This window comes from Flammeovirga sp. SJP92, assembly GCF_001583495.1.
In the GTDB taxonomy this organism is placed as follows: Bacteria; Bacteroidota; Bacteroidia; order Cytophagales; family Flammeovirgaceae; genus Flammeovirga.
Genome location: NZ_LQAQ01000094.1, coordinates 14674 through 28045, shown reverse-complemented (window position 1 = coordinate 28045; position 13372 = coordinate 14674). Strand labels below are relative to the sequence as shown.

The following is a 13372-nucleotide window of genomic DNA, read 5'->3' as shown; positions in this document are numbered from 1 at the left end:
GCCCTACCGTGCTGATGGTACTGGGTTAACCCCCGGGAGAGTAAGTCGGCGCCACATTCATTAAATATAGAAGGTTAGTTAACACAGGATGTTGACTAACCTTTTTTTGTGATAAAATATTGTAATATTTTGTTAATCAGCGTTTTATAGTAAGATTTTACTATTTTTTTAACGTATTGATTGTTACCTTTGTAGGTACTAGTTAGGCTAACAGTCTACTGTATTTCAGATAGTTATTTTTTTACTTGTTAGATAATACAGAGACGAATCTTATAAATATAAAATTTCACTAAAGTGACTAAAGCAGAAGTAATCACAGAAATTCTCAGAAAGATTGAGAAGCGTCAAGAAGCACAGACTTCAAACGCAGCAACTATGGTTGAAGTAGATAAAGAAGTTGTTGGACAAGTTTTAGAAGACTTCTTTAATGTAGTGAAGGACAAGATGGCTGAAGGTAATAATATCTACATCCGTCGTTTTGGTAGCTTTGTAAATAAAAAACGTGCTAGCAAAAAAGGTAGAGATATCTCAAGAGGTGAGATTATTCCTATCCCTGAACACTTCATTCCTAGTTTCAAACCTTCGAAGGAGTTTGTTGAGAAAATTAAAGGAAGTGACAAAGTACGTTTAATCAACGAAAACTAGTACTTGTTGCAAAGAATTGTATAAATTGTCCGCATCTTATAATTTAAGGTGCGGACTTTTTTAATTTCAAATTAAATATGGGAACTAAGCAGTATATTTTACTTGGTGCCGGAGTTGTTCTGATTGTAATCCTTGCGTTATTACCAAAAGCAGTTGTGACAGACAACAGTGAAGGTGTGGCAGAGGCTTCAGCAACTACAGAACAGCATTCAGAAGATGATGGTCATGATCATGGCTCAGAGCAATCTTCTATGGCGCATACATCCAAACTACCAGCAGACACTCAAGCAACATTAGATCAGTTTAAAAAAGACTTTGAGTCTGCAGATAACATTAAGAATAAAAGAGAAATTGCGGATCAGGCTTACGATCTTCTTTTAAAGATGAATAAGTTTGACCTGGCAGGAGATTGGAAGCTTGCTTTATATGGAGCTTCAAATGAAACAAAAGATCTAAGAGCAGCTGCTGATGCTTATTATGATGCTTATACTTTTGCTATGAGTGAGGAGAGATCTGCTCAAATGGCAACAAAAGCACAGAAGCAGTATCAAGCTGTTTTAGAAAAAGATCCAAAAGACTTAGATGCTAAAGTGAAATTGGGTATGACGTACATGGTTTCTTCTGCACCGATGCAAGGTATTGCAAAGATCAGAGAAGTGATTGCAGTAGACCCGGAACATCAGTTAGCATTATTCAATTTGGGATTGCTTTCTATTCAGTCAGGTCAGTATAACAAAGCAATTGAGCGCTTCCAGAAGCTGAAGAAATTATACCCTGATGACATGGAAGCAAGGTTCTATTTGGCGATCTCATTAAAGGAAATGGGAAGTCAGGATAAAGCCATTGATGAGCTGAAATACATCAATAAAAACGCTGATTCTGAGGAGATTCGTGCTACAGCACAGCAATATCTCGCAGAATGGGTGAATTAATGTAAATAAATACATAAAAATGGTGATAAAGTTCGCCTTTCTCCATTTTTTGTTATAAATTGCGCATTCGTTCTGAGAGTATTAATATTCGATGAATGAATTTAAAGAAAAGATTTAACACACTTAACCTGTAAGAATATGCCTTGCGGTAAGAAAAGAAAAAGACATAAGATCGCGACTCACAAGAGAAAGAAGAGACTTAGAAAGAACAGACACAAGAAAAAGTAATGTTCTAGTCGCAGCTTAATCAAGAACCTTGCTCTAGTGAATCTAGGACAAGGTTTTTCATTATCTTAGAAAAAGAATTATTTTTAGTATAGTAAAACGTTACTATACATTTTCATAGATTTATTGTTAACCTTAAACTTTTATTGAGTTGAGTAATGAACTAGTGATCAATTCAACTCCAGAGGGCAGCAGAATTGCTCTTATGAGAGATAAAAGTCTGGTGGAACTACACTATGATAATGACGAAACAAAATTTCAAGTAGGAGACATCTATTTAGGTGTTGTAAGAAAAGTGGTACCCGGTTTGAATGCTGCCTTTATTGACATCGGGTATGATAAAGACGCTTTCCTTCATTATCTGGACTTAGGTCCTAAGGTCAGATCCCTATTGAAATACATCAAGCTTGCTCAAGGTAAGCACCACAAACATGTGAGTGAGAACCTCAAGCAGTTTCGTTTGGAACCTGAAATTGATAAACTCGGAAAAATCAATGACGTCCTAAAACAAAACCAAAAGATTTTAGTACAAGTTGTAAAAGAGCCAATCTCGACTAAGGGACCTAGATTATCATGTGAGCTCTCTTTAGCAGGAAGATACCTTGTACTTGTTCCTTTTAGTAATACTGTAAACATCTCTAAAAAAATCACTGACGCAGGTGAAAGAAGAAGGCTATTAAAATTAGTCAACTCTATTCGTCCTGAAAACTTTGGTGTAATCATTAGAACTGTTGCAGAAAATCAAGAAGTTTCTGAGTTGGATAAAGACTTAAGAGACCTTGTGACTAAATGGGGAGAAGGCGTAAGTAAATTAAAGGTAGCTACTCCAAAAGAGAAAGTCATAGGTGAAATGAACCGTGCTACTTCTATGTTGAGAGATATATTGAATGAGTCATTCGATAGTATCACTGTAGATGATAGAGAAGTGTACGATGAAATAAGAAGGTTCATTTTACAAATCGCACCAGACAAAGCAGGAATAGTTAAACATTATTCAGGCAAAACCAAGCTTTTCGAGCACCAAGGTATCGAGAAGCAATTAAAAACACTCTTTGGTCAAACTGTTAGCTTAGGTAGTGGAGGTTATTTGGTAATTGAACATACCGAAGCGCTTCATGTTATTGATGTTAACAGTGGAAATAAGTCGAATGCAGAGAATAACCAGGAAGCTACTGCATTCAACGTAAACGTAGAGGCTGCTACAGAAATCGCCAGACAATTACGATTACGTGATATGGGAGGCATCATCGTTGTAGACTTCATTGATATGAAGAAAGCTGAGCACAAGCAAAAGTTGTATCAGCACATAAAGCAAGAGATGAAAGCAGATCGCTCTAAACATACAGTATTACCACTGAGTAAATTTGGCTTAATGCAGATCACGAGGCAGCGTGTGAGACCTGAATTAAGTATTGTAACAAAAGAGAAGTGTCCAACTTGTAATGGCACAGGTAAGATTACAGCATCTATTGCTATCGCGGATCAAATCGAGACAGAAGTTATGTACTTGTTAGAGAAGCAGAATGATGGCAAATTTAAATTAGGAGTTCACCCTTACCTTTATGCTTATTTCACATCAGGATTCCCTTCTCGAAGGATGAAATGGTTCTTTAAACATTTCAAATGGGTCAAAATCTTCGAAGACTCTTCGTTAGGATTGTCTGAGTACAAGTTTTTTGATCATCATGATGAAGAAATTTCTTTAAAATGATTTGATTAGCTTCTATCACACAAGATGTGGTAGAAGCTTTTCTTTTAAAACAACAAATTGATAAATTATCATATGATGATTTGTTTTGTGTAGCTATCTTTGTAAGGAAAAAAGAATTAAATATTAATATTATGTCAAAATTTACTAACTTAATCAACAATTCAGAAGTTCCTGTTTTAGTTGATTTTTATGCAGATTGGTGTCAGCCGTGTCATATGATTGCTCCAACTATTAAATCTGTTAAAGCAAAATTAGGTGACCGCTTAACTGTGATAAAAATTAATTCTGATAAGAATCAACAGGCAATGTTGACATATCAGGTGAGAAGTATTCCTACTCTGATTTTATTTCATAAAGGAAAAATACTGTGGAGAAACTCAGGTGTAATGCCAGAACATGAATTGATGAAGGTGATTGAAAGATATACATAACATTACTTTTAACTGCGAACCTACTATAAACATGTCGAGCTTATCAATAAACGAAGAAGTGATTCAAGCTTCTCCTCTTGCTGTCATGATACAATCTTGTGAGGGTGTGTCTACAGAATCATGGATGAAGTATATACAAGCCTTGTTGGCTATCTCTGGTGCTGATGGTGAAATATCAGAAGAGGAAATGGATTGGGTATTTACGGATTTCCTGGAGATCATTGGAGCAACTGATGAGCAAAAGGAAGAAATTAGAAACTTCGATTATATACAAGTCAATCTAGAAGATTTATTGCCAAACCTTCATATAGATGTGCCAATGAATTTTAAAAGAACATTGGTTTATGATGCTGTAATGATGGCTATGGCCGATAATGATTACGCAAAAGAAGAAAAAGAAGCAGTTTGGAAAGCGGCTGAATTATTAGATATCCCTTATTTTATTGCGAGAACAATCGAAGGGCTTGTCAATACAGAGAAATCTTTGGGAATGATCCGTAAGTCGTTATTTGAGTTGGAAGAAGATACTGCACATCCAATTATTGGTTTGCAGAGTTTAAACATGAAGCCGGCTTCTGTTCTTGAAAGAAATACTTTTGGTATCAAGCTGACTTGTGAACAAACACAATTGAATTATGGCTATGCCTTGATGATTATTGCCGGAGCTGATGGAATTGTATCAGATGCTGAAAAAGAATGGTATCTTGAGCAGTTTGTAACTGTTTCAGAGACGCCAAAACATATTGCTGAGAAAGTGATTGAATATGATTACAAAAATGGAGATTTACAGGACGTCATCAGCAATTTGAAAGTGGACGTCACAATCAATTTTAAAAGAACTCTACTTTATAATGCCGTGAAAATGGCAAGTGCAGATATGAGTTTCCCTGAGCAAGAGAGAGAAGCTTCTGAGAAAGTGGCAAACATTTTGGGAATTTCTCCTGATATAGCACAAACTATTCACTATTTAGTAGATACTGAAGCTAAAATATCAAAGATGCGTTTGACACTTTTTGAGTATAAGTAGTATCATATTAATTTGAGAATAAAGAAAAAGCCATTGCAATTCATTGACTGCAATGGCTCTTTCTTTATCGTTATTCTCAATTTATCGAGAGATCAATTTGAAAATATCATTCCCGAAGGCAAAGACCATAATTGACAATAAAATCAGCATACCAATCTGCTGTGCTACCATCAATACTTTTTCTGAAGGTTTTTTACCTGTGATAATTTCGTAAGTCAAGAAAACGACGTGCCCGCCATCTAATGCGGGAATTGGCAATAAGTTCATAAAGGCTAAGACCATTGATAACATACCTGTAATTGTCCAGAATTGTAACCAATGCCAAGTTCCTCCATAAACCTCAGCAATACCGATTGGACTGCTGACAGATTTACTTGCTGAAACTTCTCCTCTAAATAGTTTTCCAAAAGCTTTTACTTGTACAAGAATCACATTGAAGGCATCTTTGGTTCCAACAGGAATAGCTTCCATCAATGTATACTTTTTATATTCTGCATTTAAGCGAGATCTCATTTCAAAACCTAAAGTTCCTTCTTTAGAAACGTTCATATGTAGTTTTACGGGCTGATCGTTTCTCAATACCGTTAATTCAATTTCAGTTCCTGCTACTTTTGATAGTGCTACTCTGAATTCACTGAAATACGGTACCTCTTTACCATTGATAGCTACAGGAATATCATCTGCTTGCAATCCACCTTGATCTGCAGGTGTGCCAGGTAATACTCTTTTTACATAAAATGGATCTCTGAAGTAGACATAAGATGTGTTTCGGTACTTATCGTCACTCATCCATTCTATCATTTCTTTTGGGATGTCAACACGAACTTGTTTGCCATCACGGTCCACAGTAATATAGCTATCCGATTCTAAGAGGAAGTTTGGATCTACAATATCTCTGAATTGTTTAGCAGGTTCGCCATTCAGGTTTACAACCTTGTCACCTGTTTTAAGTCCAATTCTTTCTCCAAGTTCAGTTATATATAAACCATATTTGTTTACCTCTTCGATAGGTAGATAACGCTCTCCAGTACTGTATGCAATACCAATAAAAATGATCACGCCAGTGACTACATTCATGATAATACCACCAAGCATTACAATAAGTCTTTGCCAGGCAGGTTTTGTTCTAAATTCCCAAGGTTGAGGTTCAGCTTCTAAATCATCAGCACCTTTGGATTCATCAATCATTCCTGCAATATCTACATATCCTCCCATTGGAAACCAGCCCAACCCATATTCAGTATCTCCTTTTTTGAATTTGAAAATAGAGAATTTCAAAAGGTTTGGGAATGGAAATAAGAAGTCGAAAAATAAGTAGAATTTATTTACTCGTATTTTAAAGATCTTTGCGGCGAAAAAGTGCCCAAATTCATGTATTCCTACTAAAATTGATAACCCAGTTAATAACTGAGCAGCCATTATAAGTCCTTCCATCTTACAAATTAAAACGTACTACTCTGATATTGTTCTCCAAAAACAGAATAATAAGTTAGTTATAATATTTATTTATTTGACCATTGTTTTGCTAACTCTCTTACATTATGGTCAGTTTCAACATAATCTTCATATGTTGGAGTCTGTATGAATTGGTAATTTTCCATACAAAATTGGTTTAGTGTTGCAATATCTAAGAATTTGATATCATCATTTAAAAATCGCTCAACAGCAATCTCATTAGCGGCATTAAGTATACAAGCGCTGTTTCCTTTTTTATCCAAACAGTCATAAGCCAATTGTAAGTTGACGAATGTTTCTTTGTCAGGAGCTTCAAAAGTTAAAGTGGGATAATCCATAAAATTGAAACGCTCAAAATCAGAAGGCAGTCTTTGAGGATATCCTAATGCATATTGAATTGGCAATTTCATATCTGGTAGCCCCATTTGTGCTTTCATACTTCCGTCTTCAAATTGAACTAACGAGTGTATGATGGATTGTGGGTGTACAATGACATCGATTTGATCTGCGTTGACATCAAAAAGCCATTTTGCTTCAATCACTTCAAGGCCTTTATTCATCAAAGAAGCGGAGTCAATCGTGATTTTAGCTCCCATACTCCAATTGGGGTGTTTTAAAGCTTGAGCTTTAGTTACCTGAAGCAATTCTTCTCTTTTCTTTCCTCTGAACGGTCCTCCTGATGCAGTAAGGATAACTTTTTCAATTGGATTACTTTCTTCTCCAACTAAACACTGATAGATAGCAGAATGTTCTGAATCTACAGGAATAATATCAACACCTTTTTCAATGGCTTTCTGAGTAACAATTTCACCAGCAACCACCAAAGTCTCTTTATTGGCCAAGGCAATTGTGATTCCTTGTTCAATTGCGGTTAAGGTGGGTTTTAGTCCTGCATATCCTACAAGTGCTGTCAATACTATGTCAGAATGTGTATTTTCTAGTGCTTCGCAGATACCATCTATAGAAGTTAATACTTTTACTTTTGTATCTTTAAGCCCTTCCTTTAAAGAAGAAAATTTATCGCTATTGCCAATGATGGCATATTTTGGTTGAAACTCAATACATTGCTGAATGAGAAGGTCTACATTATTTCCTGCTGATAAAATACTTACAGAAAATAAAGATGTATTTGCTTTAATTACATCTAAGGCTTGTGTACCTATTGACCCTGTAGAGCCAAGAATTGCAATTGATTTTAAAGTCATCAAATCTTACTTTTTATGCATTTTCAAGAATGCTCACTTATTTCAATGGCGCAAGTTAATATCTATTACTGTTCTCTCTCTATTTTTTAGCATTTCATTACAAACATTTTCGTGTTTTGCTCAAGAAAATAAGATTTCTCTTGATGAGTCATGGCAACTGCTTCAGGAGAAAGGAAAAGTTAAGATGTCGGCATTAAAAAAAACACCAAAAGCATTGCTTAATACTTACGCAGTCTTAAAGTTAGAAAATAAAGACTCATTGTTTAAGAAAAATGTGGAATTAAGAGTAGAAGCTATGGTGAATGATAAATATTCGGTATTCGAAAAGAAAATAACATTGCCGGCAAATGAGGAAGTAATTTTACAGCAGAAACTAGATCTTGGAGAGGTAGAAGTGGTGGTAGAGATACAGTATTTTAAAGTGGAAAACCTTGATAATCCATAAATGTTTGAACCAATAACGGTTTTGAAAGTGACAAATTACAAAAAGGAATATTGGATATATCTGACTTTAGTTGTTACTTTGGGCTATCAAAATTCGTCAGTATTGGCGACCATTTTATAATCACACATATATAGAGAGAAATTATGAATTTCCCAGCAGAATTAAAGTATACAAAAGACCACGAATGGTTAAGAGTAGAAGGAGAGTTTGCGTACATCGGTATTACTGAATTTGCGCAAAGCGAGTTAGGGGATATTGTATTTGTGGATATCACAGCTGAAGATGAGGAGGTTGCTGAAGGCGAAGTATTTGGATCTGTTGAAGCAGTAAAAACAGTATCTGACTTATTTATGCCAGTAAACGGTGAGGTAGTAGAAGTAAACGAGGCAATCGATTCTGCTCCTGAATTGGTAAACTCTGACCCTTACGGTGAAGGTTGGATGATCAAAATCAAATTATCTGATCCTTCTGAAGTAGATGCCTTATTAGATAGCGAAGCATATAAAGAAGAAATTGCTGACTAATTTCTTTTAAAATATAAATAAGAAGAGTTGAGCAGTAATTGGTTCAACTCTTTTTTTATTGGTATTTAAAAATATCGACGAAGAGAAAGTATGTACAATGATACATAATAGCCTCTTCCTTTATCACCTTTCTCGTTTTAAACCAGACTAATATAAAAATGCAATTTTTCACAGGAAAAGTTTATTTTGAATTAAGACCTGTTTCAGACAAACATCCGAAGGAACAACAGTTTATTGTTTATGGAAATGCTTCTGCAGAAACAGTATGGTCTAGATATCTTTCAGCAGAAAATGGAGATATTGCTGGAAGTCCAAAATATCTTTTTTATACTACTGATTATCCTAAACAAAGTGCATTGTTACAGGATAAATTCCAAGTAAGAAAAGCGGGTGGTGGAGTAGTTTTTAAAGGTGAAGAGCTTCTGGTCATGAAGAGAAATGGTGTTTATGATATTCCAAAAGGTCACTTGGATGAAGGAGAAACTATAGAAGAATGTGCAGTAAGAGAGGTGGAAGAAGAAACGGGTGTAAAAGCTGAAATTGAAATTTTATTACATCAAACTTTTCATACTTATGTCTACAAGAAAAAACATGTTTTAAAACATACGTATTGGTATAAGATGAAGTCTATTGACGAGGAGCAAAAGTTAATTCCCCAAACTGAAGAAGGAATTGAAACTTTAGAATGGGTGAAAATTAATGAAGTAAAAAATAAAGTCTGGAAAAATACCTACAAGTCAATAAAAGAAGTATTTGAATTGTGTGGAGTGTAAAAATATGATGATTCAAAAAACGAAAATATTCTTGTTCAATATTCTATTGCTGATCATTGTATTCAGTTTTGAGGCACATGCCCAAAAGTTGAAGGTAGTGAAAGACAGTAATTCGGATTATTACGGCTATAAAAAAGAAGGGCAAGAGGACTGGTCTATTAAACCAAAATATGAACAGGCTTACCCGTTTAATATAGATGGAATTGCGGCAGTGAAGAATGATAAAGGATTCATTCTCATCAATAATAAAGGAAAAAAACTAACAGCTCATGCTTACCAGCGCCTTGGTTGGTCTGATGATGCAGATACTACAAGTGCTCCATTGTTTTATGGAAAATTAATAGGTGCCAAAAGTGGAAATAAATGGGGAGTGATTAATTCTAAAGGAAAAGAAGTAATCTCTGTTTCTTATGAGAACCTTAGGTATTTTATCAATGGAATTACAGTTGTCAACTTACAAGGAAGATATGGCGCACTGAATACCGAAGGTGAAGAAATTATACCAACTACATTCCAAAATCTGAGGTTTATGGCTGGGGGATTACCATTATTAGTAGCGAAAAATGATGGTCTGCAAGGGATAATTAACCTTGAAGGAAAATGGATTTTACCTCTCGAATATTTGAGTGTCAAGTGGGCTGGTAAAAAGTTAATTGCAGCCATGACTGTAGAGGGACAGTGGCTTTTTATTGATCATGCCGGACAGCATTATTCGGATGAGTTATATTCTAATTGGAAATGGTTTCATAAGCAGAAAAAACTAATACTGAACAGGAATGGTCGGTTTGGTTTGCTGGACGAAAATGCCGAAGAGATTTATCCTACAATCTATAAAAATATTGAATTTACAGACTCTTCTGTAGTAGCAGAGAGTTTTCCCACTTTAGAGTTAGGTACTGTTGAAGGAAAATTAATCAGTACATGGAATTGTGATAGTATCTCCTTTGCCGGAGAAGATTTGGTGAGGTATTATACTTCAGGAAAAGTAGGAATTGCTGATGCGCAAGGAAAAAATAAATTCTTTAATTTTTATGATGAAGTTGGAGATTTTATAGATGGACAAGCTATTGTAAGAAAGAAAAATAAATACGGTGTTTGTGATTCTTTGGGCAGGCTTGTTATTCCAGTTCAATTCGTTAATCTTAAAAGAATGCCTACTGGACACTACTGGACATTGGATCAATCTAATTACCCCGATGTGTATGACCATAAAGGCAAAAATCTCACAATGCATAATTATGATATGGTGGGAGAATATTCTCAAGGGAAATATTTAATCAGAAAAGCCCGTCTTTACGGCTATTTGGACAGTGATTTAAATGAATGGATTACTCCTCAGTTCAAAGATGCAGAGTCCTTTGTCGGGCCATATGCCGTAGTGAGAACCAATGATTACTATGGTGTCATAGACTTAGAAAAAAAATGGGCAATTACACCGATCATTGACCGTTTAAAAACAGTCTCTGAAGGATTGTTCTATTTTGAAGATAACCAAGAATGGGGAACACTCGGCATAGATGGAATAGAGTGGTTTAGAACAGACTCAGCTACAGTAGAATCTTTTCAGAATGGATACGTAGTGATGAAAAGAAGAGGTCATTACGGATTACTGACCAATAAAGGAAGGTTGAGTTTATCTACAAAATACGATTCTTTAAATTTAGATTATTTGAAGGAGGGTAGGGTAGAAATGCACATAGACAGTACTTGGCTTTATAAAGTTGTGGATGATAGGGAGGGAGAACCTGTAAGACAAGCTTATAATTTATATGATTCTGTCTACTATCCTGCTGAAGGGTTTACAAAAGTAGAAATTGGAGGCCGATATGGCTTTATGGATTATTTAGGAAGGCTTAGACTTTCTTGCCGTTATGAAAATGTACGTGATTTTTCAGATGGTTTTGCACCATTTTCAATAAATCATAAATGGGGTTTTATAAATCAAGAAGATGTAATCACTCTTCAGCCTCGATATGAAGACCTTTATGGGTTGAAAGATAATATGGCAAAAGCAAAATCAAGAGGTCAATGGGGGGTAGTGAATAAAGATGGAAAAACAGTCATCCCATTTGAATATGAGAATGTAGAGCGTTCTGACTTCGGAAACTGGTATATCTGGGAAAAAGGAGGACGTATGGGGATTTATCTTCCAGGAGGAATTAAAGGAATCTATGGAAAGTATGATCAAATTATAGATTTAGGGATTGGTTATGTTGAAGTCAAAAATAACAACATGATTGGAGTAGATCGAATTGACGGCTACAATACCTGGAAAATAGCCTATCATTCTATACAAGTTTTGAACAATAAGAAGTGGATATGTTTAGAAAGAAAGAAAGCAAATGTACACAGTGTTCCATTATAATTTATTATGATGTAAAACGGAACTAATTGACCGTGAGATAGTTTTATAGTAGTGTGAGTTGTTTACAATATTATAAAATTATGTTGAAGATGCGAGTGTTAGGATTTATGATATTATTTGTAAGTATCGTTATCGGTTTTATTTCATTACATTCAGAAGTGCATTTTCAAAACTATTATTCTCCTTCAGCGATATTAAAAGATGGTGTTATAGTTGAGAAATATTCTTCAGGAAGCACGGATCTCTACAAGATGAATTAAAAAAAATTGAGTCATAAATAAAAAAAAGGCTTTTCTTCACGTTTATAATGAAGAGAAGCCTTTTTTGTTGCTTCACCTGATTTCGATGATTGCTATTTTTCATCTAACTTGGGTTCAAAATGAACTTATCCAAATATGACTAAAATAAAACTCTTAAATAGAGATGCATTGCTAGGCACCATCTTCGTCTTCATGTTTATGGGGTTACTTCAAGCATCTAATGTTCAAATTGAAATCTTGAATGTTTTTGAACAGGTTTTTGAAAATTTCCAGCTCACAGATATCTATTACTCTAAGCTAAGAGACAGTTCAAAAGAACATTTTGAAAAAGACATTGTACTAGTAAATATTGGTACTTTGGATAGAAAAGGAATAGCCAAACAAATAGCAAGATTGGCAGCAGAAAAACCTAAAGTAATGGGGATAGATGCTACTTTCTTCGGACCAAGACCAAAAGATCCTGCAGGAGATTTTATGTTGGCACAAGCGTTACGGATGATGGGAGATAAGTTTGTCATGGCTACCAGCCCTGATAAGTGGAACCCCGAAATTTCAAAATTTGACACACTGTTGATGTCTTACGCTCCATTTGTGGCCACAACAGACCACGCTCACGTTTTTACGGGAGTATTAACAGATGAAGACTTTACAACTTGGAGAGAATTTCCAGTATATGTTGATTTCAAAAATGGAGATAAGGAATATGCACTTTCAGTTAAAATTGCAGAGAAGTTTGCACCTAAGAAAACGGCAAAGTTTTTAAAAAGGGGCAATCAAGTAGAGCCAATTTATTTTAAAGGAAACTATGATAAGTTCATTAAATTAGATGTAAGTGACCTGAATGATCCCGAAAGAGATTTTTCTTTTGTAAAAGACAAAATAGTTCTCATGGGTTATATGGGTGATGGTTATACTGACAAGCATTGGGATGATGATAAATTTTTCACTCCTTTAAATTCAAACCTAGTAGGCAGAGGTTACCCTGATATGTTTGGAGTAGTAGTTCATGCCAATATTATTTCTATGATATTGAATGAGACTTACATTGACATGATGCCGGATTGGCTCAGTTATTTACTTGCTTTTATTGTTTGTTACTTCAATGCAGTGATCTTTATGTGGATCGTTGAAAACCAAAAATTAGCCGTTTGGTATAATGCAATAACTAAGTCAATACAGCTGGTAGAAGCACTCATAATATTGTCTATGACTATGCTTCTTTTTGGCTCATTTAGTTATCATGCGAATTTTACATTACTGTTTTTTGTAATATTACTTTCCGGTGATTTAATTGAAATATTCTCTGAAATTCTATTGAGAGTTTTCCGTGGTATGAGAAACAGATGGAAAAAGTAAATCAAATACGTAACTTGT

General features: G+C 35.0%; 13 protein-coding genes. 11 read left to right on the top strand and 2 right to left on the bottom strand.

The annotated features are described in order from the left end of the window. Positions 1-294 precede the first annotated feature (294 nt). The 5 genes from AVL50_RS23995 (at position 295) to AVL50_RS23975 (ending at position 4971) form a co-directional block, all read left to right on the top strand. Positions 295-645: an HU family DNA-binding protein gene (locus AVL50_RS23995; RefSeq protein ID WP_240050295.1), complete on the top strand. Its 351-nt coding sequence runs from the start codon at positions 295-297 to the stop codon at positions 643-645. A gap of 77 nt (positions 646-722) precedes the next feature. Beyond that, positions 723-1577 carry a tetratricopeptide repeat protein gene (locus AVL50_RS23990; protein ID WP_062619224.1) on the top strand — a complete coding sequence of 285 codons (855 nt, stop codon included), beginning with the start codon at positions 723-725 and terminating at the stop codon, positions 1575-1577. Between the two features lie 376 nt (positions 1578-1953). Next, positions 1954-3513, top strand: a complete 1560-nt coding sequence (locus tag AVL50_RS23985) for an Rne/Rng family ribonuclease (RefSeq protein WP_044212411.1) — start codon at positions 1954-1956, stop codon at positions 3511-3513. A 131-nt stretch (positions 3514-3644) separates the two neighbouring features. Next, complete coding sequence (gene trxA, locus AVL50_RS23980) at positions 3645-3944, top strand: thioredoxin (protein WP_062619226.1); 300 nt, start codon at positions 3645-3647, stop codon at positions 3942-3944. 31 nt (positions 3945-3975) lie between these two features. Beyond that, positions 3976-4971, top strand: coding sequence for a TerB family tellurite resistance protein (locus AVL50_RS23975; protein WP_062619223.1), 996 nt, complete (start codon positions 3976-3978; stop codon positions 4969-4971). Positions 4972-5052: 81 nt separating this feature from the next. Here AVL50_RS23975 and rseP read toward each other — a convergent pair whose 3' ends face one another. Continuing rightward, positions 5053-6405 (bottom strand): RIP metalloprotease RseP, encoded by a 1353-nt coding sequence (gene rseP / locus AVL50_RS23970; protein WP_062619221.1) that lies wholly within the window; start codon positions 6403-6405, stop codon positions 5053-5055. Between the two features lie 68 nt (positions 6406-6473). Further along, entirely contained in the window at positions 6474-7631 is a 1158-nt protein-coding gene (gene dxr, locus AVL50_RS23965; RefSeq protein WP_062619219.1) for a 1-deoxy-D-xylulose-5-phosphate reductoisomerase, read from the bottom strand. 184 nt (positions 7632-7815) lie between these two features. On the opposite strand from dxr, the gene AVL50_RS23960 reads away from it, so the two are divergent. The 6 genes from AVL50_RS23960 (at position 7816) to AVL50_RS23940 (ending at position 13354) form a co-directional block, all read left to right on the top strand. Beyond that, complete coding sequence (locus tag AVL50_RS23960; RefSeq protein ID WP_062619218.1) at positions 7816-8076, top strand: hypothetical protein; 261 nt, start codon at positions 7816-7818, stop codon at positions 8074-8076. 143 nt (positions 8077-8219) lie between these two features. Beyond that, the gene (gcvH, locus tag AVL50_RS23955) at positions 8220-8600 is read left to right on the top strand and encodes a glycine cleavage system protein GcvH (protein ID WP_062619216.1); all 381 of its coding nucleotides are present in this window, start codon (positions 8220-8222) and stop codon (positions 8598-8600) included. Positions 8601-8758: 158 nt separating this feature from the next. Then, positions 8759-9373: an NUDIX hydrolase gene (locus AVL50_RS23950; RefSeq protein WP_062619214.1), complete on the top strand. Its 615-nt coding sequence runs from the start codon at positions 8759-8761 to the stop codon at positions 9371-9373. Between the two features lie 4 nt (positions 9374-9377). Then, on the top strand, positions 9378-11738 hold the full coding sequence (locus AVL50_RS23945) for a WG repeat-containing protein (RefSeq protein ID WP_062619212.1): 2361 nt from the start codon (positions 9378-9380) through the stop codon (positions 11736-11738). 80 nt (positions 11739-11818) lie between these two features. Next, positions 11819-11998: a hypothetical protein gene (locus tag AVL50_RS33420; protein ID WP_172826911.1), complete on the top strand. Its 180-nt coding sequence runs from the start codon at positions 11819-11821 to the stop codon at positions 11996-11998. A 135-nt stretch (positions 11999-12133) separates the two neighbouring features. Beyond that, the gene (locus tag AVL50_RS23940) at positions 12134-13354 is read left to right on the top strand and encodes a CHASE2 domain-containing protein (protein WP_082795987.1); all 1221 of its coding nucleotides are present in this window, start codon (positions 12134-12136) and stop codon (positions 13352-13354) included. Positions 13355-13372 lie beyond the last annotated feature (18 nt).